The organism is Xanthomonas dyei, from assembly GCF_002939865.1.
Taxonomy (GTDB): Bacteria; Pseudomonadota; Gammaproteobacteria; order Xanthomonadales; family Xanthomonadaceae; genus Xanthomonas; species Xanthomonas dyei.
Window position 1 is genome coordinate 85,764 of sequence record NZ_MDEE01000016.1, and the last position, 26,931, is coordinate 112,694.

22 protein-coding genes and 2 tRNA genes are annotated in these 26,931 nt (G+C 55.8%); 23 read left to right on the forward strand and 1 reads right to left on the reverse strand.

The window, feature by feature from the left end:
- Window positions 1-198 precede the first annotated feature (198 nt).
- The 9 genes from XdyCFBP7245_RS12455 (at window position 199) to XdyCFBP7245_RS12495 (ending at window position 12,095) form a co-directional block, all read left to right on the forward strand.
- Complete coding sequence (locus XdyCFBP7245_RS12455; protein ID WP_104615922.1) at window positions 199-3,444, forward strand: TonB-dependent receptor; 3,246 nt, start codon at window positions 199-201, stop codon at window positions 3,442-3,444.
- Window positions 3,445-3,550: 106 nt separating this feature from the next.
- Window positions 3,551-4,936 (forward strand): nucleotide 5'-monophosphate nucleosidase PpnN, encoded by a 1,386-nt coding sequence (ppnN, locus tag XdyCFBP7245_RS12460; RefSeq protein ID WP_055850125.1) that lies wholly within the window; start codon window positions 3,551-3,553, stop codon window positions 4,934-4,936.
- 89 nt (window positions 4,937-5,025) lie between these two features.
- Complete coding sequence (locus XdyCFBP7245_RS12465; RefSeq protein ID WP_115528387.1) at window positions 5,026-5,595, forward strand: GspH/FimT family pseudopilin; 570 nt, start codon at window positions 5,026-5,028, stop codon at window positions 5,593-5,595.
- A complete protein-coding gene (pilV, locus tag XdyCFBP7245_RS12470; protein ID WP_104615924.1) occupies window positions 5,592-6,065 on the forward strand; it encodes a type IV pilus modification protein PilV in 474 nt (157 codons plus the stop codon). Before XdyCFBP7245_RS12465 ends, pilV begins: the two co-directional genes overlap by 4 nt.
- Window positions 6,062-7,201 (forward strand): PilW family protein, encoded by a 1,140-nt coding sequence (locus XdyCFBP7245_RS12475; protein ID WP_211287689.1) that lies wholly within the window; start codon window positions 6,062-6,064, stop codon window positions 7,199-7,201. The genes pilV and XdyCFBP7245_RS12475 overlap by 4 nt, the downstream gene beginning before the upstream one ends.
- Window positions 7,191-7,718, forward strand: coding sequence for a pilus assembly PilX family protein (locus XdyCFBP7245_RS12480; RefSeq protein ID WP_104615926.1), 528 nt, complete (start codon window positions 7,191-7,193; stop codon window positions 7,716-7,718). The genes XdyCFBP7245_RS12475 and XdyCFBP7245_RS12480 overlap by 11 nt, the downstream gene beginning before the upstream one ends.
- Before the next feature lie 11 nt (window positions 7,719-7,729).
- The gene (locus XdyCFBP7245_RS12485) at window positions 7,730-11,512 is read left to right on the forward strand and encodes a pilus assembly protein (RefSeq protein WP_104615946.1); all 3,783 of its coding nucleotides are present in this window, start codon (window positions 7,730-7,732) and stop codon (window positions 11,510-11,512) included.
- Complete coding sequence (locus XdyCFBP7245_RS12490; protein ID WP_104615947.1) at window positions 11,509-11,949, forward strand: type IV pilin protein; 441 nt, start codon at window positions 11,509-11,511, stop codon at window positions 11,947-11,949. Before XdyCFBP7245_RS12485 ends, XdyCFBP7245_RS12490 begins: the two co-directional genes overlap by 4 nt.
- A 69-nt stretch (window positions 11,950-12,018) precedes the next feature.
- Window positions 12,019-12,095 (forward strand) — tRNA-Asn (locus tag XdyCFBP7245_RS12495).
- 46 nt (window positions 12,096-12,141) lie between these two features.
- On the opposite strand, the gene XdyCFBP7245_RS12500 is transcribed toward XdyCFBP7245_RS12495, so the two are convergent.
- A complete protein-coding gene (locus tag XdyCFBP7245_RS12500; protein ID WP_104615927.1) occupies window positions 12,142-12,684 on the reverse strand; it encodes a GspH/FimT family pseudopilin in 543 nt (180 codons plus the stop codon).
- A 140-nt stretch (window positions 12,685-12,824) separates the two neighbouring features.
- On the opposite strand from XdyCFBP7245_RS12500, the gene uvrB reads away from it, so the two are divergent.
- The 14 genes from uvrB to XdyCFBP7245_RS12570 all read left to right on the forward strand — a co-directional run bounded on the left by uvrB (window position 12,825) and on the right by XdyCFBP7245_RS12570 (window position 26,677).
- Complete coding sequence (gene uvrB / locus XdyCFBP7245_RS12505) at window positions 12,825-14,846, forward strand: excinuclease ABC subunit UvrB (protein WP_104615928.1); 2,022 nt, start codon at window positions 12,825-12,827, stop codon at window positions 14,844-14,846.
- Window positions 14,847-14,942: 96 nt separating this feature from the next.
- A tRNA-Val gene (locus XdyCFBP7245_RS12510) sits at window positions 14,943-15,017 on the forward strand.
- Window positions 15,018-15,290: 273 nt separating this feature from the next.
- On the forward strand, window positions 15,291-15,518 hold the full coding sequence (locus tag XdyCFBP7245_RS23785) for a hypothetical protein (RefSeq protein WP_146091670.1): 228 nt from the start codon (window positions 15,291-15,293) through the stop codon (window positions 15,516-15,518).
- Between the two features lie 108 nt (window positions 15,519-15,626).
- Entirely contained in the window at window positions 15,627-15,869 is a 243-nt protein-coding gene (locus XdyCFBP7245_RS12520; protein WP_104615930.1) for a hypothetical protein, read from the forward strand.
- A gap of 36 nt (window positions 15,870-15,905) precedes the next feature.
- On the forward strand, window positions 15,906-17,579 hold the full coding sequence (locus XdyCFBP7245_RS12525; RefSeq protein ID WP_104615931.1) for a type IV secretory system conjugative DNA transfer family protein: 1,674 nt from the start codon (window positions 15,906-15,908) through the stop codon (window positions 17,577-17,579).
- Between the two features lie 349 nt (window positions 17,580-17,928).
- Entirely contained in the window at window positions 17,929-18,339 is a 411-nt protein-coding gene (locus XdyCFBP7245_RS12530; RefSeq protein WP_104615932.1) for a TcpQ domain-containing protein, read from the forward strand.
- Window positions 18,340-18,468: 129 nt separating this feature from the next.
- A complete protein-coding gene (locus tag XdyCFBP7245_RS12535; protein ID WP_170068630.1) occupies window positions 18,469-19,488 on the forward strand; it encodes a VirB8 family type IV secretion system protein in 1,020 nt (339 codons plus the stop codon).
- Window positions 19,485-20,252, forward strand: a complete 768-nt coding sequence (locus tag XdyCFBP7245_RS12540) for a TrbG/VirB9 family P-type conjugative transfer protein (protein ID WP_104615934.1) — start codon at window positions 19,485-19,487, stop codon at window positions 20,250-20,252. Before XdyCFBP7245_RS12535 ends, XdyCFBP7245_RS12540 begins: the two co-directional genes overlap by 4 nt.
- Window positions 20,249-21,421, forward strand: a complete 1,173-nt coding sequence (locus tag XdyCFBP7245_RS12545) for a TraB/TrbI/VirB10 family type IV secretion system protein (protein ID WP_104615935.1) — start codon at window positions 20,249-20,251, stop codon at window positions 21,419-21,421. The genes XdyCFBP7245_RS12540 and XdyCFBP7245_RS12545 overlap by 4 nt, the downstream gene beginning before the upstream one ends.
- Before the next feature lie 14 nt (window positions 21,422-21,435).
- Entirely contained in the window at window positions 21,436-22,476 is a 1,041-nt protein-coding gene (gene virB11 / locus XdyCFBP7245_RS12550) for a P-type DNA transfer ATPase VirB11 (protein ID WP_170068631.1), read from the forward strand.
- Window positions 22,477-22,534: 58 nt separating this feature from the next.
- The gene (locus XdyCFBP7245_RS12555) at window positions 22,535-23,350 is read left to right on the forward strand and encodes a lytic transglycosylase domain-containing protein (protein ID WP_170068632.1); all 816 of its coding nucleotides are present in this window, start codon (window positions 22,535-22,537) and stop codon (window positions 23,348-23,350) included.
- A 62-nt stretch (window positions 23,351-23,412) separates the two neighbouring features.
- A complete protein-coding gene (locus XdyCFBP7245_RS12560) occupies window positions 23,413-23,817 on the forward strand; it encodes a TrbC/VirB2 family protein (protein WP_104615948.1) in 405 nt (134 codons plus the stop codon).
- Window positions 23,810-24,121: a VirB3 family type IV secretion system protein gene (locus XdyCFBP7245_RS12565; RefSeq protein ID WP_104615938.1), complete on the forward strand. Its 312-nt coding sequence runs from the start codon at window positions 23,810-23,812 to the stop codon at window positions 24,119-24,121. The genes XdyCFBP7245_RS12560 and XdyCFBP7245_RS12565 overlap by 8 nt, the downstream gene beginning before the upstream one ends.
- A 102-nt stretch (window positions 24,122-24,223) precedes the next feature.
- Window positions 24,224-26,677: a VirB4 family type IV secretion/conjugal transfer ATPase gene (locus XdyCFBP7245_RS12570; RefSeq protein WP_104615939.1), complete on the forward strand. Its 2,454-nt coding sequence runs from the start codon at window positions 24,224-24,226 to the stop codon at window positions 26,675-26,677.
- Window positions 26,678-26,931: the final 254 nt, after the last annotated feature.

Sequence of the window (26,931 nt, forward strand, 5' to 3'; positions counted from 1 at the left end):
CGAAGTTCATGTTGCAGTGCGCGAACTTTGTCACGCCGCCGTCACAATCAGGCCTTAGCGTGTTAATCTGTTGTTAACCGTTGCGGCAGCAACCAGCCGCGCGGCAAGGGACCCCAGATCATCGGCAGCCCACCCCCGGGAACGGTTGGGCTGACTGCGCCTTTTTGTCACTGCCCAACCTGTATCGAGGCTACCGAAATGACCCACCCCCGTTGTCTCCGCATGTCCAAGCTCACCCTTGGCCTCGTTGCCGCACTCGCCGCCGCCCCCGTGTTCGCGCAGAGCACCTCCGCCGGCGTCGCTGGCCTGGTCACCAGCAGCGGCGGTCAGCCGGTGCCGAATGCCGAAGTGACGATCACCCACGTCGAATCGGGCACCGTCAGCCGCGCCACCACCGATGCCAGCGGACGCTACAACGCGCGCGGCCTGCGCGTGGGTGGGCCTTACACGATCACCATCACCAGGTCCGGTGAAGGCACCAAGACCGAAGAGGGCGTGTACCTCAACCTCAATCAGGTCAATAGCGTGGACGCTTCCCTGGGCGGTGACGTCACCACGCTGGGTGCTGTGCAGGCCATTGGTGGCGACTACGGCTCGGCTCTGTTCAGTGCCAACAAGATGGGCACCGGCACCAACGTGACCCGTGAGCAGATCGAATCGCTGCCGTCGATCAACCGCAATCTGCAGGACTATGTGCGACTCGACCCGCGCGTGGCGCAGACCGACAAGGCGCGTAACGAAATCTCGGTAGGCGGCCAAAACCCGCGCTTCAACCTGATTCGTGTTGACGGTATCAGCACCAACGACGCGTTCGGTCTCGAGTCCAACGGCCTGCCGACGCCCCGCCAGCCGTTCTCGATGGACGTCATCGATGAAATCTCGGTCGACGTGGCCAACTACGACGTCACCATCACCGGCGCCACCGGCGGCGTGATCAATGCAGTCACCAAATCAGGTACCAACGAATTTCACGGTTCGGTCTACGGCACCTACCGCGAGAACGATTGGTCGGGCAAGAACCAGAACGATGTCCGCCCGCAGCTGTTCGATAACGAGACCACCTACGGCCTGACCCTGGGCGGCCCGATCATCAAGGACAAGCTGTTCTTCTTCGCCAACTACGAAAAGTACAAGGGCAAGGGCGTGTTCACCGGAGCCTCTGGCTACGGTCCGATCGGCTCGGGCGAGAGCAATATCGTTCAAATCCCGCAGTCGGACATCGACCGGATCATCGACATCTCTCGCAACGTCTATGGCTTCGATCCGGGTACTCTCGCACTGCCGGCGTTGGATTCGGATTCGGAAGAAAAGGGCTTCAAGCTCGACTGGAATATCTCCGACAAGCACCGTGCCTCGCTGCGTTATGGCGAAAGCGAGCAGAGCACTGCCAACCTCAATGGCTTCGGCAATCAGGCGCTGTCGCTGAATTCGTACCATTACGTCCGCGACTTCAGCCTCAAGACGTACACGGCGCAGTTATTCAGTGATTGGACCGATACCTTCTCGACCGAAGCCAAGGTGTCCTATCGCGATTATTCGGCCGTTCGTACGGCTGCGTCACAGCTGCCGGCCATCGCGGTACGCCTCGGTAACAACACCGTCAACCTGGGTACCGAGCAGAGCACCCAGGCCAACGAACTGCGTACCGAGACCTGGAACGCTTTCTTCGCTGGCACGCTGTTCTTGAACGATCACACCGTCAAGTTCGGCTTCGACTACGAAGACAACGATCTCTTCAATCTGTTCGGTCAGCGTGTCTTCGGTTCTTACACGTTCAACTCCATTGCCGACTACGCGGCCAATCGTCCGTTGAACTATCGTTACTCGCGCTCCAACAGCGGCAACATCGACGACATCGCGGCGAACTGGGGCATGCGTAACGTCGGTGTGTTCCTGCAGGACACGTGGGCTGTCAACAACAACCTGACACTGACGTTCGGTGTGCGTTATGACGAGCCGATGGTTAAGAACAGCCCTGCCTACAACGCAGCTGCGTCGACGGCCTTCGGCTTTCGTAATGACCAGACCATCGACGGTAATGGCCTGTTCGAGCCGCGCTTTGGTTTCAACTACACTTTCGACAGCGATCGCCCCACTCAGCTGCGTGGCGGCGTGGGTTTGTTCCAGGGCGCTGCTGCAACGGTATGGCTGTCTAATCCATACTCCAATACTGGCCTTGCTTACACGGATTACAACTTCTCCAGCCAGGCGCTGGTGAACAGTAATGGCATCCGCTTCACGCCTGACATCAACAACCAGCCGACCGGTAATGGCTCGGTGAATGGCGCCACGCAGTCCGTCGATTTCGTCGACAGCAAACTGGGTCAGCCATCGGTGTGGAAGGCAAACCTGGCATTCGATACCGAACTGCCCTGGTACGGCATTGTGGCGTCTGCCGAAGCGGTGGTCACTCAGGTCAATGAGGCGATTTATTACCAGCAGCTCAATCTTGGCAACACCACCCGGGTGGGCCAGGATGGTCGCAATATTTACTGGAATGCTCAGGGTCTGAATCCCGCTTGCTGGATGGCCGATGGTCGCAACCCGACAGGTACGGGGGCTCCAGCGGCATGTGTGCGTGGCACCGGCTCCTTGGTCGATGCGCGCGGGTCGCGCAATCCGAACTACAACGATGCGATCATTGCGCGTCCAACCGACAAGGGTGGCAGCGAGAGCTTTACAGTCGGTCTGAACAAGCCCTTCAATGGTGGCGACTGGTCCTGGGGTCTCTACTACACGTATACCGATGCAGATGAAGTCAGTGGCCTGACCAGTTCGACCTCGGGTTCGCAGTTGGGCAACAACGCCGTTTTCCAGGCAAATGAAAACGTTGCCTCGACCGCTGCGTACGAAGTCAAGAACAGCATCCTGGGCACCTTGAATTGGAAGCATGCGTTCTTTGGCGATTACGAGACCAAGCTCGGTCTGATCTACCAGGGGCGCAACGGTCGTCCGTACAGCTATACCTTCGACAACGATGCCAACGGCGATGGTCGTTTGAACGACCTGCTCTACATTCCGGCCGGCCGTGGTGATGTGCTGTTCGGCTCCGCTCAAGAAGAACAGGCGTTCTGGAACTACATCGAAGGCAACGAGTATCTGGCCGCCCGTCGTGGCCAGGTTGCAGAACGTAATGGCGCACGGAACTCCTGGATCAACCAGTTCGACCTGCACGTCGAGCAGGAGATTCCGGGCTTCTTCAAGGACAACAAGGCCTCTGTCTGGCTTGACGTCATGAACGTGGGCAACCTGCTCAACAAGAAGTGGGGCCGTGTCGAGGAATATGGCTTCCCGGGTATGCGTGGTGTCGTGGAATACGGCGGTATCGATGCGGCCAGCGGCAAGTACGTATATCGCTTCAATACGCCGGACCAGTCCACGGTGTATGACGACCGCGGCATCTCCCGCTGGGCACTGCAGCTGGGCTTCCGCTACCAGTTCTGATCGCGTTTAGCGTGTCATGTGTTGCGAAAACGGCCGGGTCTTCCCGGCCGTTTTCTTTTGGGCGGGTGAGTACGTTAAAGTCCTTGAGAGACGACAGGAGCAAGCTATGGAACTCAGCAGTACGGCGGCACGGGCGCTGCCGGTGGTGGATGCGCGGATCTACCCGCGTGGTGGCCTGGACGTGTTGTCCAAGGCGGAAGTGGCCCGGTTGCGCGATGCATCCAGCGGCGGCATGCACGAATTGCTGCGCCGTTGCGCGCTGGCGGTGCTGACCAGTGGCAGCGCCTCGGACGATCCGCGCGCCGCGCGCGATCTGTACCCGGATTTCGACATCCAGGTGAACCAGCAGGATCGCGGTATCCGCATCGACCTGAGCAATGCGCCGGCAATGGCGTTCGTCGACGGCGAGATCATCCGTGGCGTCGCCGAGCTGCTGTTTGCCGTCGTGCGCGATCTGGCCTACATGGCCATCGAGTTGGAAGCGCAGCGCGCCGATCTGGACACCAGCGAAGGCATCACCAACGCGGTGTTCGGCCAGCTACGCAATGCGCGCATCCTGCAGCCGTCCGACCCGAATCTGGTCGTGTGCTGGGGCGGGCATTCCATCTCGCGCGATGAATACCTCTATACCAAGCAGGTGGGCTATGAGCTAGGCCTGCGTGGGCTGGACATCTGCACCGGCTGCGGCCCGGGCGCAATGAAGGGCCCGATGAAGGGCGCCACCATCGCACACGCCAAACAGCGCAAGCACCACACGCGCTATATCGGCGTGACCGAGCCAGGCATCATCGCGGCCGAATCGCCGAACCCCATCGTCAACCACCTGGTGATCATGCCGGACATCGAGAAGCGCCTCGAAGCCTTCGTCCGGATCGGTCACGGCATTCTGGTGTTCCCGGGCGGCGTCGGCACTGCCGAAGAGATCCTGTATCTGCTCGGCATTCTGCTGCGCGAAGAAAACGCGGACCTACCGTTCCCGCTGATCCTGACCGGGCCGACCATCGCCGCGCCGTACTTCGAGCAGATCGACCGCTTCATCCGCCTCACCCTCGGCGACGCGGCAGCGTCGCGCTACGAGATCATCGTCGGCGACCCGGTCGCCGTTGCGCGCCGCATGGCCGAAGGCATCCACGAGGTGCGCGCGCATCGCAAGGACCAGAAGGACTCGTATTACTTCAGCTGGTCGGTGCACATCCCGCTCGAGTACCAGCAGCCCTTCGTCCCCAGCCACGAAGCCATGGCCGCCCTGGACCTGCACCACGGCCGCCCGGCACCCGAACTGGCTGCCGACCTGCGCCGCGCCTTCTCCGGCATCGTCGCCGGCAACGTCAAGGAAGACGGCATGCGCCGCATCGAAGAGTTCGGTCCGTTCGAGATCCACGGCGACCCGGACATCATGCAGGCCCTGGACGAGCTGCTGCGCGGCTTCGTCGAACAGCGCCGGATGAAGATCTCGGGGGACTACCGACCTTGTTATCGGGTGGTGACTTAGGGCGAATGAAGCGGTGGGGAGCGTTCATCCCCCCAGTTGGACCGTTCATCTTCCTGGGGATTGTGTCTTCTCCCGGAAGGAAACACTATGTGGACTCAACGCTGGGGAGCGTATTGATGTATCTACGGCAACGCGGTTTCACGATGCTTGAGTTGCTTGTTGCCGTCGTTGTGATTGGCGTACTGGCGGCTATTGCTTTCCCTAATTTTAAGAGTGTTATCCAGTCCAACCAGATTGCGACCGCTTCAAACGAAGTAATTGCCGCATTTTCTTTCGGACGTAGCGAGGCTGTACGTACTAACAGTGGAGCGGGCATATGTCCTTCAACTAATGGCACTAGCTGTGGCGGTACTTGGGATAATGGTTTGCTTATTTGGCGCGACGATAATGCAAATGGATCCATGGATGGCTCTGAAGCAGCTCTTCGTTATGTCCAGGGGAAGGGGGCCGTAGTTTTCAAAGGAAATCCTCCTGGTAGCTTTATCTTGGATAGACGCGGGCGTGTTGGGGGCGTAGGCGCAGGCGGAGTTCCGCTATCAGGTAGCCAGGTGTTGCTTATTCAGCCCAGTACCTGTAAGGCTGGTGAAGCTGAGCTGGCACGTACCCTCACTATCGGTCCAACCGGACAGGTCAGGACATCTAAGAGTAACTGTATATGAGTAAACCATTTTCTTATTCAAGAAATTACGCTCTGCAGCAGCGCCAGCGAGGCTTTTCCCTCATTGAGGTGCTGGTTGCGGTGCTTATTCTTGCTATTGGACTACTCGGCTTTGCCCTCTTGCAGACAACCAGCGTTCGTATGTCAAAAAGTGCGGCGATTCGTACTCAGGCAACTAATTTAGCTACTGAACTGCTTGATCAAATGCGAGTCAATCGCTTAAGTGCTGCTAGTTTCCCTAGTCAAGCTAGTTTTTCAAGTGGTGCAATTAGTTCAGTGAGCTGCATTCCAGCAACGGGAACCGTAGACGTAGCGAAAATGACCGCTTTATGGAAGTGCGATGTGGTGAGAGTGCTTGGTGATAACGCTTCTTCAGCGGTAACGTTGAGCGACGGTGTTGCCACTGTTCAATTAAATTGGAGCGATCGCGGCGGAGATGCGACGGAGTTTAGCGTGAGTACTAAGTTATGAGTGAACGTCTATCATTTGGCTTGCGCATGCGTGGTGTTTCGCTTATCGAACTAATGATCGCGCTGGTCATAGGTTTGGTTCTTATGCTGGGTATTGTGCAGGTCTTTGCCGCATCTAAATCCGCTTATCGTCTCTCGGAGGGACTTGCTCGCACGCAAGAGAATGCGCGCTTTGCGATTGATTATCTGCAGCGAGATATACGCATGGCTGGGCATTTCGGCTGTGTTAGTGATCAATCTCACTTGCAGAGTGCGGATGCACTTCAGTCAAATTTTCCGAGTAATGCTGATCAAGCGTTAAATTTTAAAGTTTCGATTCAAGGGTATGAAGCCAATGGTACTGCGCCATCTGATTCAGTAACACTCGGTGCGCCAACCGCTGGGTGGTCCCCTGGGTTGCCAAGTTCTATATCTGCTCTTTCCCCGTTGGCAGGAAGTGACATAGTCGTTCTACGTTTCCTTTCTCCTCAGGGGGCGCCCGTAAATACAATCGTAACTAGCGGTAGTATCACCAAGCTTACAGTCCCAGCCGCGCGTTGGGTTGCTTTTACACAAGATGGTGTTGCTAATCCTCAACTTTTCGGTGTTGCAGATTGTAGCTATGCCGATGTATTCCAGGCTTCCGCTACTTCTGCCTCCGCCGGAGAGGTGACAGTTGCCAAAGCCATTGATCGCTACACCGGGCAGCCGACTGGGCAAACCAGTTTATATCGTGCCGAGTCTTTGGTTTATTACGTAGGCAAGGGCGCTGGTGGGGAACCCTCATTGTACAGGGCCCGATATAATGGCGCTGGATACACGAATGAAGAACTTGTAGAGGGCGTTGAAAGCCTCCAGTTTATATATGGGCAGGACCGAGTTTCCGATCTCACCTTGAACCCTCCTAGCGGATATATTGATGTCCAAAATACGGCGGCCACGCTTGCCGAGTCGGCGGCGCAATGGAGGAGAGTCGGTGGTGTTCAAGTCGGTTTGCTTATGAGAAGCCCAGAGAATGCTTCCGCTAGTGCGCCAGCAGCCTTGAACCGACCACGTGTGCTTGGTGTGCAGTTTGCTCCACCAACTACCTTTGACGGTCGGGTGAGAGGGGTTTACGAGACAACTGTTGCATTGAGGAATCGCCTGTATGGAAACTAAGCTGGTCATTTATAGGCTAAATTCGAAGCGAAGTGCTCAGCTAAAGTACAGGCAGTCTGGGGCAGTGCTCTATGTGGCATTGATAATGCTGATTCTTCTTGCGTTAATTGGCATTGCTGGAATGCAAGTTACTAGTCTGCAAGAACGTATGGCATTTAATTATCGCTCCACAAATGTCGCATTTCAAAATGCTGAACGGCTCGCTCGCTCCACTGAGTGCGGAGTCGAAAATCTAGTCAACCGGACTAATGTCGGAGGCTGTGATGCCATAAGCGACATCAAAGTATGCGACCAGGTATTCGATGCCACTAGCTGGGCAATGGGGTTGAAACCAAATATTGGCCCTAATAAAAATGTCAGGTTATTGGGTCCTTGTATCTCAGGTAATTCCAGTCTTGGTATGGGCGAAGCAGTCAATGAGGACCCTAATCCTGTTTATCAAGTTACTGCTTACAATGCAGATGGGGTTGACAGTGATGCTGCTGATGCCGCTGTTGATACAATATTTCGTCCTTGAGATATATATATATGCTAGCCCGTCAAGATAATCTGAAGTTTGTCGCTTTAATTGCTACTGCTGCGCTTTTTACTTACGGCATATATGCGGCTTTTTCAGCGCAGGGTCAGGGTGAGCTCGCGCAAGCGCCTATGAATACTCAAAGCCCCGCCCAAGCAGCATTCATCATGGCCGTCGATGATTCGAACTCGATGGGCTTTGAAATGTTGACAAGTATTGGTGACTTGAATATGCGCTGGAACTCGTGCTCTAGAAGTTTTTTTTCTGGCTCGGGTGTTTTTTACGCAGGTGGCGATAATTGTACCATTAATCTTGGTGGTCTTATTTATCTTTTTCCGCATGCCGATTTCGATAAGGCTTATGGGGGGGATGCGATGCCTCCGATCGACCAATTTGGATTTGCAAGGTCGCCTTCTTACAATAAGACCTATTTCGATCCGGCTACGCTCTACTCGCCGTGGCGTAAGGCAGATAACACGCTATGGGATGATGCAGTGCCATCTGCAACTCGTGCCGATCCAAGGCCTGAAATGGCAGTTCCTTATGGCGTGACATACGATCTCACATCTAATCGCGCATCGACAACCGAAAGTTTTTATATTCCTAGAAACACGATTATTCCAAACTTGACGGGCACAGGGGTGCGGTACAGGTTCAATGGTGCGTGGACTACTGTTTCGCGCACTTTTAACGGGACGAGTGGCCGCAATAATAATGGAGATAATGATCCGTCTGGGAATCCGATAGGAAATGCGGCTTACTCATTTGATTATTTTCCTGCTACCTTTTACCTTCCGGCTGCTAGCCCGGCGCCTACTGGTTACAAATCAGCCGATATAAATCGTCCTTTGGCGCTGAATGCTTGTGGTCCAAATTGTAATTTGAGGCGATATCAAATCAAGTTGGAAAATTACGAGAGTGGCGATGATTATAACGCGGCCATTAAGAACTTTGCAAACTGGTTTCAGTATCATCGAAATCGAACATTGGCAATGATTGGTTCGATGACGCAGTCCTTAGCTAACGTTAATAATATGCGAATCGGCTACTTTACTATTAACGCGCCGCGTACTGTGGATGTCGTTATGTACCAAATGCCTGGCGATCGCCCTAGTTTATACTCCGCGATAAATACTTTGTCTTTAAAGGGGGGGACCCCTAATCGTTCTGCAGTAGGCTACCTAGGTGAGCAGTTTAGGCGCACAGATGCTGGCGCGCCGGTACAGCTGTCGTGTCAAAAGAATGCAGGAATGCTATTTACAGATGGATACACAAATAGTAGCGATGATTCTGCAGTCGGGAATGAGGACGGAGTGGATGGTATAGCACCGTTCGCCGATAGCTATTCTGGGACGATCGCAGATATTGCCGCCAAATATTACGGTGGCTCTGCAGTGCCGTTACGCACTGGTGGCGTATTCGCTGCTGGTAGGGTCAAGGCGCCGGACGCCTGCTCAACGCTAGCGTCTACCAGCCCAGACTGGAAGCGTCTTGATTGTGAGACGGATCTACATATGAATTTTTATGGGATTACTCTAGGTGCTCAAGGGCGCATTTATGAAGTAAATGCCGCGGCGACTGCTGACCCTTATGCAACTCCGCCGAACTGGAATCTTCTTCCAGACCCGAGTCTTGTGGATGACGGAACTGTCATCGATGAGTTATGGCATGCTACGATTAATTCACGTGGTGAATTTGTTAATGCTAAAACGCCTGATGAAGTAACTGCTGCCATGCGTCGAATACTCTCCAATGTTGCGGCAGGTGCGACCCCATCCGGTAGTATCGCTCTCACTGGCTCTAGAGTAGGTGCGGGTTCTTTTACAGTTGTTCCGTTCTATGAGCCGTTAAATAATGGTACCGATTGGTACGGTAAGCTGACTGCTCAGCAAGTTTCTTCCTCTAATTCGACGGGAGACATCGGTTATAGCGACATCTGGGAAGCAAGTGCGTTGATTCCCCAGTTTTCGTCGAGGAACGTTTTTTTTGGTACGTCTGCCGGGATGGTGGCCTTCAACTCGACAAACGTGAAGTTGGCAGATTTGTGTAGTAATACGACTTCGGGTATGTCTACTTGCACGGACGCTTTGATCACTACGCGATTGAAAGTGAATATCTCGCAGGCTATAGATTATCTTCGTGGAAGTCAGGCATTAGAGACTTCCAGCACTACTCCGCTGCGTAAGCGCACGACTAGGCTGGGAGACATTGTTAACTCGGCGCCTGTGATTGAGGCTTCAACTGATGATTTCGGCTATCGCTCGATGTACGACGCTGCCTCTAATAAATTCGACCCTTATAATTATGCTGCTTATTTAAAATCAAAGGTCGCTGCGGGTCGCAGCATGGTTTATGTTGGCGCTAATGACGGAATGCTGCACGGTTTCAATGCAAAGACTGGCGTTGAGCAATTCGCGTACATCCCACAAACGGCACTTGGTCACATGGGGAACTTGCTTTTTCCCTATAATGCGGCGGATAAGAACAATCAGTACTTTCAGCATCGCTACTATGTAGATGGCCCGATCACCGTTTCGGACGTTGCATCTGGCGTAGATAGCTGGTCTACCGCGCTCGTAGGATCATCTGGAGCGGGTGGAAAAAGTGTTTTTGCTTTCAATGTTACAAATCCTTCCTCTTTTTCAGCTTCGAGCAGGCTATGGGAGATAAGTGATTCAAGTTCGAATGCATCTATTGCGAAAAATATCGGTAATGTTTTAGGTCAGCCTGTTATTGTTCCTGTAAGAAGCTCTGCCGGCACTGTTAGGTGGAAAGCGATTTTTGGGAATGGCTATGGAAGTGCTAATGGTAGAGCTGTGTTGTTTGTGGTTGACATTTTAAGTGGCAGCGTAAACCTACTTCCTGCACTTGAATCTGGGATTAACACGGCTAATGGTTTAGGTAATGTTGTGGTGTTGGACAGGTTCTCGGGCTCTACGGCTACGACTAGTGGGCGTGATGGCTACGCCGACACCGTTTATGCAGCCGATCAGCTTGGCGCGATATGGAAGTTCGACCTGCGAAGCCTTTCCTCCAATCCAGCGACTCCAGAGACAGCCGCAACTCTAACTTTGCCCTTATTTGTCGCTAAAGATGCTCAAGGTATTCGGCAGACGATTCTCGGTGGTATCCGAGCATCTTCGGGCACGGGAGGAGGCGTCATGCTGTTTTTCGGTACCGGTGGATTTTCTTTCCGTACCGATGCATCTGATACTTCCCCACAGACGCTTTACGCGGTACTTGATCGCGGTTCTGTGAGTACAGTTCAACGATCTGACCTTCTTCAGCAAAAAACAGTTTCTACTTCGTCTGATAGCCGCACAACGACAACGCTTGCGATCCCGTCGGGAGGTTCTGGTTGGTACCTTGATTTATCCGGAAAGGGTGAGCGATTTGTGGGTAACCCCGCAATAGAAAATGGCATAGTTTTTTTCCCTACATTCCAGCCTGGGTCGACGGACGGTTGTCTGCCTGGTGGCACTAACTGGTTGTACGGACTTAATGCAATGTCGGGTGCAGCACAACTTTCCGGTGTCAGGGTTGGCTCTCTTGCAGGAGATTCGTATTCGGCCAGTACGGGTGCGGTCGCTCTCAAAACCGATGGATCAGCTCCAGTGAAGGACGTTGCAGTAATGACTACCCCCAGACGCAGCCCACTTGCATCGGACGCTTCAAGCACTGACTTGGCCAATGCTCTAGCTGGGCAGTGCTCGATGGTCGTTCAGGTCTCCGGATCAAAACCTCTGTTCATGGCCCGTGCTTGTGGGCGCCAATCTTGGAGGCAAGTCAAATGACCAACTCTTCATGCATATCTGATTGCCGGAGGAGACCGGATGGTTTTTCGCTTATTGAGTTGATGGTTACTGTGGCGATAGTGGCAATACTGGCAGCGGTGGCCTACCCATCGTATGTTGACTATGCTAGGAAATCTCGTCGTGCCCAAGCCAAAGCTGATCTGGTTGAACTGGCACATCTAGCGGAACGGTTCCATACCGCGAATGGCACTTTTTCCAACTTTTCGCTCAGCACTGGCGGTGGCTTCACCCAGTCGCCAAAGGAGGGGGGGAGCGCCCGGTATCTGCTTTCCCTCGCGAGTCCGCCGACCGCGACCACTTTTTCGCTTTCTGCTACACCTCAGGGGGATCAGGCGAAAGACAAATGTGGGACGCTTTCGCTGAATCAAGCTGGCGTGAAGTCTGCCAGTGGTGGAACTTTGGCTGACTGTTGGTGAGTTGTGTGAGTAGGTGTTTGAAAAAGTACTTGTCATAGACTGTGAGTTCTCTGTACAATTCGGCTCCCCGCCCGAATAGCTCAGCCGGTTAGAGCACTTGACTGTTAATCAGGGGGTCGTTGGTTCGAGTCCAACTTCGGGCGCCAAGATGTTCAAGAAGCCGCGACATGTCGCGGCTTTTTGTTTGCTTGCTTATCGGCCCGCACAACTGGCAAGGGTGGTATAGCGCACGGTGCGGGCTCTTCCAGAGTTGTTGACCACGACGTCGGCGAGTCGCCGAGCGTTGCTGCAGAGACTGATGGTGACGTTTGTCCCGCTGCTGCGGCCATTCGGCAGGAAGCGGACGATTGATCGTCCAGCTGTACTGGTGATGTTGATGCCGCCGGTGGCGGAGGTATGCTCCACTCTGATCACAGACGCGGCACTTAGCGGCTGCCCGCCGTGGTCTGGATCCTTGAAGAGGATCCATCCGCGGCTCCAGTCGCGATCTGTGTGGCAACGCGTGCCGTCTGCAGACGGGCAAATGCTGACAGGCGCGCTTTGGCTCACGGCGAGGCCTCTTGCCATCGCAAGATGCGCCGTCAGCAAGTGCACAAGCGTGGTTGCTCGCTGCCACTCGATTAGGCTTTTGACGCTGGGTAACCCTATGGCTGCACCGATGCCGATGACCGCCATCACGATCAGCAACTGAACTGCGGTGTACCCTCTCGCGTTCGAATGAGTCACTGCTCGCATCGCGCCTCTCCTTAGGGTCGAGCGAACAGTCTCAACGTTGACCGGCGGCCAGGTAACGCCTGCTTCACTCACGCAGGCGTCAGACTTTTCCTGACACTGACCTCCGTTATTTCGTGCAGCCTTCCCCCGAGATTCGCTCCATGACCGACCGTTTTGAGCTCGTATCCCCGTACTCCCCAGCCGGCGACCAGCCGGCGGCCATCGACAAGCTGGTGGCCAACTTTGAGGCTGGCCTGGCCAAGCAGACCCTGCTGGGGGTGACCGGCTCGGGTAAGACCTACACCATCGCCAATGTCGTGCAGCAGGTGCAAAAACCCACCTTGGTGATGGCGCCGAACAAGACGTTGGCGGCGCAGCTGTATGGGGAGTTCAAGTCGTTCTTCCCCAACAATGCCGTCGAATACTTCGTCAGCTATTACGACTACTACCAGCCCGAAGCCTACGTGCCGTCGTCGGATACCTTCATCGAGAAGGACAGTTCGATCAACGAGCACATCGAGCAGATGCGTCTATCGGCGACGAAGACCTTGCTGTCGCGGCGCGATTCGCTGGTGGTTGCCACAGTATCGGCGATCTACGGCCTTGGTGCGCCGGAGGACTATCTGTCGCTGCGCCTGATCCTGTCGGTGGGCGAGCACATCGATCAACGTCAGTTGATCCGCCATCTCACCGATCTGCAGTACACCCGCAACGAATTCGAGCTCACACGCGGCGCGTTCCGTGTGCGTGGCGAGGTGCTGGATGTGTTCCCGGCGGAGTCGGACACCGAAGCCTTGCGCATCGAATTGTTCGACGGCGACATCGAGCAGCTCACTTTGTTCGATCCCTTGACCGGCGAAACCCTGCGCAAGCTGCAGCGTTACACCGTGTATCCCAAGACCCATTACGCCACCACGCGTGAGCGCACGCTCAGTGCGGTCGACACGATCAAGGACGAACTGAAGGAGCGGCTGGAGCAGTTGTATTCGCAGAACAAATTGGTCGAAGCGCAGCGTCTGGCGCAGCGCACCCAGTTCGATCTGGAAATGATGGCCGAAGTGGGCTTCTGCAACGGCATCGAGAACTACTCGCGGCATCTCACCGGCAAGGCGCCAGGAGAGCCGCCGCCGACGCTATTCGACTACCTTCCACCGGATGCGCTACTGGTGATCGATGAGTCGCACGTGACCATTCCGCAGATCGGTGCGATGTACAAGGGTGACCGTTCGCGCAAGGAAACGTTGGTGGAATTCGGCTTCCGCCTGCCGTCGGCGCTCGACAACCGGCCGTTACGCTTCGAAGAGTGGGAGGCGCGTTCGCCGCGCAGCATCTATGTGTCCGCGACGCCTGGTCCTTACGAGTTGCGCGAGTCTGCCGTCGAAATCACCGAGCTGGTGGTGCGTCCCACGGGGTTGATCGATCCGATCGTGGAGATACGCCCGGTTGGCACGCAGGTCGACGATCTGATGTCCGAAGTGCACGAGCGCATCAAGCTCGGCGATCGCGTGTTGGTCACAACGCTGACCAAGCGCATGGCCGAGAACCTGACCGAGTACCTGAGTGAGCACGGCATTCGCGTGCGCTACTTACACTCGGATATCGACACAGTCGAGCGCGTGGAGATCATTCGCGACCTGCGTTTAGGCAAGTTCGATGTGCTGGTCGGCATCAATCTATTGCGCGAGGGTCTGGACATGCCGGAAGTGTCGTTGGTGGCGATTCTGGATGCGGACAAGGAAGGCTTCCTGCGGTCGACCGGCTCGTTGATCCAGACCATCGGTCGTGCCGCACGCAATCTGCGCGGCAAGGCAATTTTGTATGCCGACAAGATGACGCGCTCGATGAAGGCTGCGATCGACGAGACCGACCGTCGTCGCGAGAAGCAGGTGGAGTACAACCTCGAACACGGCATCACGCCGAAGTCGGTAGCACGCCCGATCTCCGACATCATGGAGGGCGCGCGCGAGGATGCGGCCGAAAAACGTGCCGGCAAGGGGCGGTCAAAGTCGCGTCAGGTCGCCGAAGAGACGCCCGATTATCGTGCGATGAAGCCTGCGGAAATTGCCGGCAAGCTCAAGAGTCTGGAGCAGAAGATGTACCAGCACGCCAAGGACCTGGAGTTCGAGGCAGCGGCGCAGATGCGCGACCAGATCCAGAAGTTGAAGGCCGCAAGCCTGGGGTAGGTCAGAGTGAAGCCCCTCTTACAGGGAGGGCTTGTGGTCGGCAAAACCCTGCGCTAGAATGCGCGCCCTGCACAGCGCAATGCTGGCGCAGGATTCGGGCGGTTAGCTCAGCGGTAGAGCACTACCTTGACATGGTAGGGGTCACAGGTTCGAACCCTGTACCGCCCACCACTCCAAGTCCAGATGGCACGGCGACTTGAGTGGTTATGTGATCGGCAGGTATATCTGCTACTTACCTTAGAGTGATGTGCTCAGAAGCCGCTTCAGCTTTGGCGCGTCTCTGATCAAGTCCTCGGCGAGCAACTCCAGTTTCTTATTCGTCGCGACCAGGCACATCTGATCGAAAGTCCGTCCATCGGCCAGGCTTGTCGACTGCGCAATGATCTGGCGAACCCCGGCAACCCCATGTAGATGCACCGCATGGCTCGACGAGGTGGCGGTGGCATGCGAAAAGTCGCAGGCGCGGACCGGCTATTGGCAGTGCAGCCCGACTTTTGCCACGCGGCCCGCCTGATGCCGCTGCGCAGCCGTTGGCTCGCGATGCCGCTCAATGGCCCGGCATCTGCGATGAGCGAAGCCAATGCTGGCAGCAGTGGAACTGTCAGCCAGCGCGTGTTTGTCTGTCGTCGCACGACGGAAGGGCAGAGCCAAGTTCGTCACCTCATGTCCTGAGGCAGGGCCGCCCGACTTGCGTAGTCACGGGAAGCAGCCGAAACCGCTTTCTCCGTCACACGTCTTGCTTTAGCATCGCCTCCGCGCTGACGGAAAGGAAGGCTGGCGATGGACGAGTATCAGCACGCCGTGCTGACCAGGGGGGGGTATCGCATCGTGGCGATTACGCGCGACGAAGTGTATGCACCCGATGCGGTGGTGGCCTATGCGGTGGTAACCGAGGCGGGAACGCGAATAACGCCGGATCTTTCCTTGGATCAAGCCAAGGTGTGGATCGACTCGCTCGTCGAAAGTGAGGGCGGGGGTCGCAAGACGGACCTGATCGACCACAAGCCTGTCGTCCGTCGCTAGAACGCCGTCCAGATGCAAGCCTAGGGAGAAGGGCGCATGTCCAAAACCAAAATAATCGCGATTGCCACTGCAGTGGCACTGCTCGCCGGATATCTGCTGGCCGGCTACGTGACCCTGCTACTGCTGCGGCTCGAGACGAGCCTGTATAGCTGGGACACCTATTACCGCTACTACAGCGCGCTGGGGTTGCCGCAAGTTGCCCCTTATGCGACCAAGATCAAGATGGCAGGTGCCATCGGCTTCGGTTTTCCGGCGCTCGTTTGGGTCATCGGTATTGCTCTGGTGCTTAAGCCCAAGGCGCCCGCGCTGCACGGCGATGCGCGCTTTGCCGGGGCTGCCGATCTCGCCAAGCACGGGCTCTTCAAACCAAGCGGTAACGGCATCGTCGTCGGTAAGTTCAACGGCAAGCTGGTGCGTCTGAGCGGGCAGCAATTCGTGATCCTCGCCGCGCCAACGCGCTCAGGCAAAGGTGTGGGTGTGGTCATCCCGAACCTGCTTGAGTACCAGGAATCGATCGTTGTACTCGACATCAAGCAGGAAAACTTCGATCTGACCAGCGGTTGGCGCGCCAGCCAGGGACACGAGGTGTTTCTCTTCAATCCGTTTGCGGAAGATCGGCGTACCCATCGCTGGAATCCCCTGACCTACGTGTCGAACGATCCCGCCTTCCGCGTGTCGGACCTGATGAGCATCGCGGCGATGCTGTATCCCGATGGATCGGACGACCAAAAATTCTGGGTCAGCCAGGCGCGCAATGCGTTCTTGGCCTTTGCGCTTTACTTGTTCGAGAACCAGGACGAAGAGCTTGCGCTCGGCTTTCCGGGCGGGGCAGGCGCTCCCACGCTGGGCGGAATCTACCGCCTGTCGTCGGGCGACGGTAGCGATCTCAAGAAGTACCTGAAGTCGCTGTCCGAGCGCCGGTTCCTCAGCAGCAATGCCAAGTCGGCCTTCGCCAACATGCTGTCACAGGCGGATGAGACCTTCGCGTCCATCATGGGCACCCTGAAAGAGCCACTCAACGCGTGGATCAACCCTGTGCTGGATGCGGCCACCAGCGCCGACGACTTCCTGCTGACGGATCTGCGCAAGAAGAAGATGACGATCTACATCGGCATCCAGCCGAACAAGCTCGCCGAGAGCCGTCTGATCATCAACTTGCTCTTCAGTCAGATCATCAACCTCAACACCCGCGAGTTGCCCAAGTCCAACCCCGAGCTCAAGTACCAGTGCTTGCTGCTCATGGACGAATTCACCTCGATCGGCAAAGTCGACATCATCGCAACGGCAGTAGCCTACATGGCCGGCTACAACATCCGCCTGTTGCCTATCATCCAGAGCATGGCGCAGCTGGATGCGACCTATGGCAAGGACCTGTCGCGCACCATCATCACCAATCACGCCCTCCAGATTCTGTACGCGCCGCGCGAGCAACAGGACGCGAACGACTACTCGGAGATGTTGGGCTACACGACGATCAAGAAGAAAAACATCACCCGGGGCAGGGAGACAACCCGCAGCGTGTCGGAAGAGCGGCGGGCATTGATGCTTCCCCAGGAACTCAAGGCGATGGGCAACGAGAAGGAGGTCTTCCTGTACGAAGGTATTCCGCATCCTGTGAAGTGCGACAAGATCCGCTACTACGAAGATAGGTACTTCACAGCGCGGCTGCTGCCCAAAACGGATGTGAAAACGCTTTCCATCAAAGTGTGATATCCATCACGCATTGGCTGCAGAGATGGATGGGTAATTCTTGACTCATGTGTCCGTTAAGGGCAAAGTTACCCGGAATTTCTGCATTGTTGATTTTTTGTTAAGGGGGCGGCGCCGGACGGGGTCGTATAGGAGTAAAGCTATGGATGGTTCTTCGGTGTACTCATCTTCTTCGTCTGCGCATATGCGCTGCACTGCTTCGCCCTTTTGGGCAGGTCATGTGCGCGTCGCGTTTCCAGTCGGTTTCTCAAAGCCCTCGCTGCTCCGCCACCTTTAGGTGCGCGGGGCCGCAGTGCTGTCCATCATTAAGCCCGAAATTTCCTGAGTTGGAGAAGTCAGAGTGAATCCGATGTATGTGTCCAAGCTGTCATTGGTGTTAGCGGCTGCCATGTTGGCTGGCGCCTGCGCGACCAAGCCTGCTCCTGACTTTGGTGGGCGCTGGAAGCACGTCAATCACTTTGACGAAGCTCCGACCGAAATTCCTCTTTACACCTCCTACACGTATCAGGCCACGCCGATGGATGGCACGCTGAAGACGATGCTGGAACGTTGGGCCGCGGACTCCAACATGCAGTTGTCCTACAACTTGCCGTCGGACTACACCCTGATTGCACCGGTTTCCAATATCAGCACCACCAGCGTGCAGCAGGCCGCAACTGAGCTCAGCACGGTGTATGCCGCGCAAGGAGTGTCGGTATCAGTCTCTGCAAACAAGTTGCTTGTACAGCCCGTAGCGGTATCAACCGGATCCAAGCTTTAAGGAAGCGTCGACTGATGCGATGCACCTGTGGCATCACATTTGCAGGGACGTCTATGCCTCCCAAATGCCCGCAACTCATCGCGGCAACAGTTTCAGGCCTGACAAGGCCCCACGGTGACGGATCTAGACATGTTGCGTAAGAAGGTCAGTGAAAAAGATGGATCTGCCCAAGTCGGGGCAGCCGTCCAGAAGGCAGTTAATTACGAGGTCAGCATCGCTGATCTTGCGCGCCGCAGTGAAAAGCGTGCGTGGATTGTGGCGACCGTTTCCATGATCATCACCGTGATGACGGCCGGGGGCTACTACTACATGCTGCCGCTGAAGGAGAAGGTCCCGTACCTGGTGATGGCCGATGCTTACTCCGGTACCAGCACCATCGCCAAGCTCGAGGCCAATTACGGCGGGCGAACCATCAGTACCAGCGAAGCATTGGCGCGCAGTAATGTCGCGCGGTTCATCCTGGCGCGTGAGTCGTTTGATGTATCCACGATCGGTGACCGTGACTGGAATACCGTTGCAGCGATGGCGGCCACCAATGTGTTGTCCGAGTATCGCACCCTGCATGCCGCCAACAATCCGATGCGGCCGTTCAATATCTATGGGCGCGTGCGCTCGATTCGCATCAATATTCTCAGTATCACGCTTATCGGCGGCAGGGGTACCCCATACACCGGTGCCACGGTGCGCTTTCAACGGAATGTCTACGACAAGAGCTCCGCCACTACCGCGCTTCTTGATAGCAAAATTGCGACGATGGGATTCGTCTACCAGGACAACCTTCAGATGAGCGATAGCCTCAGGGTGGAAAATCCCTTGGGCTTCCGCGTAACCGACTATCGTGTCGATAACGATTCTTCGGCATTGCCTGCTGCGCCTTCCTCAATCGGCGCGCTTCCGCAGACTGTCCTTCCGAGCGCAAACCAGCAGCAGGCGGCACCTGGTATGCCTGACCTGAATGCAGCTGGCGCGGCAACACAGATGGCTGTGCCGATGCAGCAAGGCATGCCTGCAGCTCAAGGTGGTATGCCTGTGCAGCAGATGCAGCCTGGATATCCTGGTCAGGCGCAGCCTGCGAGCCAACCTCAAGCTCAGCCCACGATTCAACCCCAAGGGATGCCGAATAATGTCAATGGAGCAAGCGGTCGATGAAACCCTTTAACCCCTACAGGGCGGCATTGGCTGTAGCGCTGCCATTCGCATTTTGTGCATCCTCGGCGACCGCTCAGGTCGTGCAGGAATATGAGTACGCACCTGACCGTATTTATCAGGTGCGCACCGGTCTAGGCATCACCACACAGGTGGAGCTTAGTCCGAATGAGAAGATTCTCGATTACAGCACTGGTTTTACAGGAGGTTGGGAGCTTACTCGTCGGGAGAACGTCTTTTATTTGAAGCCCAAGAATGTCGATGTCGATACGAACATGATGATTCGTACGGCAACGCACTCCTACATTCTGGAGCTCAAGGTTGTCGCAACCGACTGGCAGCGTCTGGAGCAGGCCAAGCAAGCTGGTGTGCAGTACAAGGTCGTTTTCAGTTATCCAAAAGATACCAGTTTCAATAATGTAGAAGACGCGGCGGCGGCCAAGAATGGTCCGTTACTGAACGCGAAGATTCTCAAGGATCGACGCTACTACTACGATTATGATTATGCGACTCGCACCAAGAAATCCTGGCTGGTTCCGAGCCGTGTCTACGATGATGGTAAGTTCACTTACATTAATATGGATTTGACGCGCTTTCCCACGGGTAACTTTCCGGCGGTTTTTGCTCGTGAGAAAGAGCATAGCGAGGATTTTCTCGTGAATACGACCGTTGAGGGCAATACCTTGATCGTGCATGGAACCTATCCTTTCCTGGTGGTTCGTCACGGCGATAATGTCGTCGGTCTGCGAAGGAACAAGCAAAAGTGAATTCGAATATTCCAAACAGCCCCGATGAGCGCTCCCAGGATGACCGTGGGGAAGGGCGCGTAAACAACGAGTATGACGAGCGCAACAACCCGTACTTCGCACGCCAGCAGGCAGGTGCGGAGCCGGATCTGGATGCGAACGAACCCGTACTGCGATCCAGCGACATGAAACGGCTGAATCGTAAGGCGCTAGTCTTCCTCGCACTGATTGCCATTTTGTTGCTCCTGGCAATTTTCTGGTTGGTCAAGCAGGGCTCGGGCGACTCGGATAAGCCGAAGCCGCGCGCCGAAACCGTTGTGGCACCAGAGCTGCCGCAAAACATGAACGCTCCCGTGCAGACAGCACCGGTTGCTCTGGCGCAACAGCCGATGATTCCGACGTTGCCGCCTATGTTGAACGATGACAGCGAGAGTGCCCCTGAACCGGAGCGCCCGCGTGGTCCCACATTGTTGGAGCGACGCATTTTAGCCGAGCAGTCGTCGGCAGCAGGCGGGGCTGCTGGCATGCCAGGCCAGCAGCCCGGTGCGCCGCCAGGGGCTGAAGAGGACCAAGTAACGTTAGCCAAACCGATCAGCAATCCTGATGGCTTGCTCGTGCGCGGAACCTACATCCGCTGCATCCTGGAGACGCGGATTATCTCCGATTTCGGCGGCTACACGTCCTGCATCGTCACCGAGCCGGTCTATTCGATCAACGGTCATAACCTGCTGTTGCCGAAGGGCTCCAAAATGCTAGGGCAGTACGGCGCCGGCGAACCCACCTCGCGGCGTTTGCAGGTGGTCTGGGATCGGGTGACCACTCCCACCGGGCTTGATGTGACGTTGGTTGGCCCAGGTATCGATACGCTCGGCAGTGCCGGTCACCCGGGTCAGTACGATGCTCACTGGGGTAACAAGATCGCTTCGGCCTTGTTCATCAGCCTGTTGAGCGATGCGTTCAAGTACGCGGCAGCCGAGTACGGCCCGGAAACGACCACGGTTGGCTTAGGTTCCGGGATCGTCACGCAGCAGCCCTTCGAGAGCAACACCGCCCAGAGTATCCAGCAGCTGGCTCAGCAGGCAGTGGAAAAATCCGGCCGTCGCCCTGCGACTCTGACGATAAGTCAAGGAACGGTCCTAAACGTATACGTTGCGAAGGATGTCGACTTCTCGGCGGTGCTGCCGAAGTGAGCGAGACCGCTGCCATGACAATCGACGATTCCCCAACTGCGCGGATTTCGAATGATTTCCTCGATTACCAGTACTCTGTGCTGGGAATCCTGGACTACCTGAATTCGCCGGAGGTGACGGAAATCTGCATCAATCGTCCTGGCGAGCTGTATATGGAGACGATCAACGGCTGGCAGCGGATGGAGGTGCCGTCGCTGACCTTTGATCGTGCCAGGCAGTTCTGTACGGCCGTCGTCAACGAGAGCAACACCGGGCAGCGCATTACCGATGCTGATCCGGTGGTGTCGCTGACCTTTCCCACCGGCCAACGTGCGCAGTTCGTCATTCCGCCCGCTTGCGATGCCGGCAAGGTGTCGATCACGATCCGTCTGCCTTCCAAGCACACCAAGACACTGGAGCAGTACACCAGTGATGGGTTCTTCGATCAGGTACTCGAGCAGGTTTCCGACGTTAGCGACCACGACCGCGAGCTGCTCGAATTGCGCCGCAACAAGCAGTACTCGGAGTTCTTCAAGAAATCGGTTCTCTACAAAAAGAATGTGGTCGTGGCCGGTGCGACCGGTAGCGGCAAAACTACCTTTATGAAGGCATTGGTGAACCATATTCCGAACGAGGAGCGTCTTGTTACAATCGAGGACGCCCGCGAGCTATTCATCAGTCAGCCCAATTCGGTGCATCTGCTGTACTCGAAAGGCGGGCAGAGTGCGAGTAATGTGACCGCTAAGAGCTGCATGGAGGCGTGTTTGCGCATGAAGCCGGATCGCATCATCCTGGCTGAGCTGCGCGGCGATGAATCGTTCTACTTCATCCGCAATTGCGCGTCTGGCCATCCTGGATCGATTACGAGCTGTCATGCCGGTAGCGTGGAACAGACCTGGGACCAGCTTGCCTTGATGGTAAAAGCGTCCAACGAAGGCTCGGGGTTGGAGTTCGAGGTAATCAAGCGGTTGTTGCGCATGACCATCGATATTGTGGTGCATATAAAGGCGCACGCCGGGCGCCGCTTTATCACCGGGATCGATTTTGATCCAGCTAGAACCCTACGAGGCGGCTGACCCGCCGCCTGCGATTTGATGTTGATCGAGATTCGAGGAGACCGCGATGCTTCCTGGCATGGAATTGATGGGCTGTACTGGACTTGCCGTCCCCGGTGAGGTCATGCAACACGTCGTGCGCGTGGAGTCCTCGCGAAATCCCTATGCTATCGGTGTGGTTGGCGGTCGGCTGGTACGGGAGCCACGCGGTTTGGAAGAGGCGGTTGCGACGGCCAAGATGCTGGAACAGAAAGGCTACAATTTCTCGCTCGGGCTTGGTCAGGTTAATCGCTACAACTTGCAAAAGTACGGCCTGACCAGTTACGAGATGGCGTTTGCCAAGTGCCCGAATCTGGTGGCCGCGTCGCGGATCCTGGCCGAATGTCATTCGCGGTCGGGTGCCAACTGGGGCAAGTCTTTCAGCTGCTACTACTCGGGCAATTTTGAGACCGGCTTCAAGCATGGCTATGTCCAGAAGATTTACGCCTCCATTCGACAGTCGGTTGCTTCGTCTGGCGCAGAGCCGATCGCAGTAATTCCCAGTCGTCCAATCAAGGTGCGTGTCGAAAATCCAATGCGGCAGGTCGCAGCAGAGCTGGCCGATGCCATCGTCGCGCGTCGGATCCAGGACTTTTCTAACCTGGGACGCACAGAGGCTTCACAGCAAGGCCCTATGCTTGCGTCTCCTGCAAGCTTACCGTTGCCTCCCGCAGTCTCTCCGGCCCCTTCGGCTGACGATCAGTTTTATGTCGTCAAGGCGACAGGGCAAGGGCGTGGGGTTGCGGTGCCTGCCGGAGCGCAGCAAGCCCCAATAGTGACCAAGCAGGCACCTGCCGCCCCGCCAGTGCGGCAGGTGCCTGAAACGCAGCAAACAGATACCGCATTTGTTTTTTAACCAGGATGGAAAACCTGCCAAGGAATGGCCGCTGGATCCCCATGTTCCCAAGGAGATTGAAAATGAAGTTTGAAATCGACAACAAAATGGCTACCGAAGCCAAGATGATCGGTAAGCAGGCGCTGAAGGCCCTGGTGTTCACCTCGTTGATCCTAGTTGCCGGCGGCAGCATGGCACAGGAAACTAGTGGTCTCGGCGAGACGGGTAAAAAGATGTGCGGCTTCCTTAACAACGTCAACGGGCTCCTGGATATGGGCTCGGCGCTTGTTGTGACAATTGCCGTGGTTATTGCCGGTTATCAGATTGCATTTGCTCACAAGCGTATCTCTGAAGTATCTCCGATTCTGATTGGAGGCGTCCTGATCGGTGCAGCCGCTCAGATTGCCAATATGGTAATTGGCAAAGACGCTGGCACCGGTGATTGCGCATCGGTCATCACGCTGCTGCAGTTTGCTAACTATGCATAAAGACGTCCTCTTCCGTGGGTGTACTCGTCCGGCGATGTTCCTGGGAGTGCCTTACATCCCATTCTTCATTGGCGCTGGCGGTGGCCTGCTGTTGGGTATGTACCTCAATCTTTGGTACCTGTTAACGATCCCGGTCATCATCTTTGTCATGCAACAGATGGCCAAGGGGGATGACATGATCTTCAGGTTGCTGGGGTTGCGATGGTTGTTCCGAATGCGTGCTCGAAACGTCCAGCGCTATTCGGGAATGTGGGTCTTCACTCCAAACGAATACCGCAAGAGTCCCCCAGGAAAACCTCGGTGAGCACGTGAACTGCTTAACCAACCCCATGCGCGCGAGCTGCATGGGGTTGGCGTTTGAAACCATCCTAATGGTGTGATGCCTCCTTCTTAAACTGGTAAGACCATGTTCAGTCCCGATAGTCCGATCAGCGAATTTGTCTCCATTTCAACCCATGTCGCACCATCCGTTCTCAAGACGACCGGTGGTGACTACTTATTGATCTGGCATCTGGCTGGTTTGCCTTTCGTCGGGCGTGACGAGTTCGAGCTCGAGCAGCGCCACAACACGTTCAATCGTCTTGTGCAGACCCTGCGTGCTCCAGACTTCGCCAATGTGGCGTTTTGGGTACACGATGTCCGTCGCCGCCGCAAGATTGGAAATGCCGGCCGTTTCAAGCAGTCGTTCAACCAGGAACTGTCCGACGAATATTACGCTGCGTTGTCGTCACAAAAGATCATGCAGAACGAGTTGTACTTCAGCATGATCTATCGTCCTGTGGTCACGGGTCGTCGAATGATGGAGAAGTCGGGTGATCCTGATAAGATCCGCGTCGAAGAAGAGCAGGCGATCGCCAAGGTGATCGAACTGGCCACCAACGTCGAGGCGGTGCTAAAGGATTACTCGCCTTATCGACTGGGCATGTACGAAGCCAAGAATGGCGTCGTGTTTTCCGAGACGTTGGAGTTCCTGGGTTATTTATTAAATCGGATTGACGAGCCTGTCCCTGTGCTGCAGGCGCCGGTTTCCGCGTATCTGCCTGTCAGTAAGCATATGTTTGCGAACAAGACCGGCGACTTCGTCATCCGCACGCCCGATGGCATCAATCATTTTGGCGCGATTCTTAACGTAAAGGAATATGCCGATGGTACGTATCCGGGTATCCTGAATGGTCTGAAGTATCTGGACTTTGAGTATGTGATTACTCATTCCTTCAGTCCGGTCGGTCGTCACGACGCGCTGAAGGTGCTCGAACGCACCAAAGGCATGATGATTTCCTCTGGCGACAAATCTTCCAGCCAGATCCGCGATCTGGACTTGGCGATGGACGATGTGGCATCGGGTAACTTCGTGCTGGGCGAATATCACTTCACCCTTGCAGTGTATGCCGACAGTCAGGAAAAGCTCTCACGGCAGATCGCGACTACCCGTGCGGAGCTGTCCAATGCCGGATTCGTGTCTTCCAAGGAAGATCTCGCGATCGCTTCGTCGTTCTACGCTCAGCTGCCGGGCAACTGGCGCTTTCGCACGCGCATCGCAAACCTGAGCTCGCTCAATTTCCTCGGCTTGTCGCCTCTACACAACTTCGCCCAGGGCAAGCAGCACAACAACCCGTGGGGCGATTGCGTGACCACGCTGCAGACCACAAACGGTCAGCCTTACTACTTCAACTTCCATGCCACGCATCCGGCCGAGAATTCGCTCGGCGAGAAAGCGATCGCCAACACGATGGTGATCGGTAAGTCCGGTACCGGTAAGACGGCGCTGATCAACTTTCTGTTAAGCCAAGTACAGAAGTTCGATCCGATTCCGACGATCTTCTTCTTCGACAAGGATCGCGGCGCGGAAATTTTTGTGCGTGCTTGCGGTGGCAATTATCTGGCGCTGGAAAATGGCGCGCCGACTGGATTCAATCCATTCCAGTGCGAGAGCAATGAAACCAATACACAGTTTCTGGCCGAGTTGATTAAGGTGCTGGCCGGCAAGCTCGAGTACAGCGCGCGCGAGGAAGAAGACATCTACCGCGCGGTGGAAGGCATGCTGGACACACCGCTGCACCTACGCAGCATGAGCAACTTCCGTAAGAGCCTGCCCAACATGGGCGACGACGGACTGTATGCGCGCATGCGTCGCTGGACGGCGGGCAATTCGCTGGGCTGGGTGTTCGACAACCCGGTGGACACGATCGACCTGACGCGCGCGTCCATCATCGGCTTCGACTACACAGACATTATAGACAACGCCGAAGTGCGCGTGCCGGTCATCAACTACCTGTTGCATCGGCTGGAAGCGCTAATCGACGGCCGTCCGCTGATCTATGTGATGGACGAATTCTGGAAGATCCTGGACGGCAAGGGCGGTTTGAAGGAGTTCGCCAAGAATAAGCAGAAGACCATCCGTAAGCAGAACGGCCTGGGTATTTTCGCAACGCAAAGCCCGGAAGACGCGCTGGCCAGCGACATTGCCGCAGCACTGATCGAGCAGACCGCCACGATGATTCTGCTGCCCAATCCTAGCGCCAGTCGCGACGACTATATGGAAGGACTCAAGCTAACCGACGCCGAGTACCAGGTGGTGGTGTCGCTGGACGAGCGCTCGCGCTGCTTCTTGGTCAAGCAGGGTCACGGCTCGGCGGTGTGCCAACTCAACCTGCGCGGCATGGACGACGCCCTATCGGTGATCTCGTCCTCGACCGACAACATCGAGATCATGCATCAGGTTCTGGCCGGGAAGGCCAACAAGCTTGGCGTCAGCGTGGACCAGCTGACACCGGAGCAGTGGTTGGCCGATTTTTATGCCAAGCGCAAGGGCTCGGGCAAGCGCGCCGCTGCCATGGACAAGGAGGCCGAAGATGCATGACTCCCTCTCTACCATGAGAGTTGCGCACTCTAAATTCACTAAGTCAACATCGACAAATTATTATTTTATTGAAATTATTTCTTTATAAAATTAAATAATTATTTAACATAATATTTAATTTCCCCGCCATCTAAATTTATGGTGAGATATTTTTTGCTAAATTGACCCACCCCCTGAAAACTGAGCCACAGTAAAGTAGAGACTTCGGCAGCATGGGCCCCCGTAGCAACGAGGATTCAAGCGATGAAGAAGTC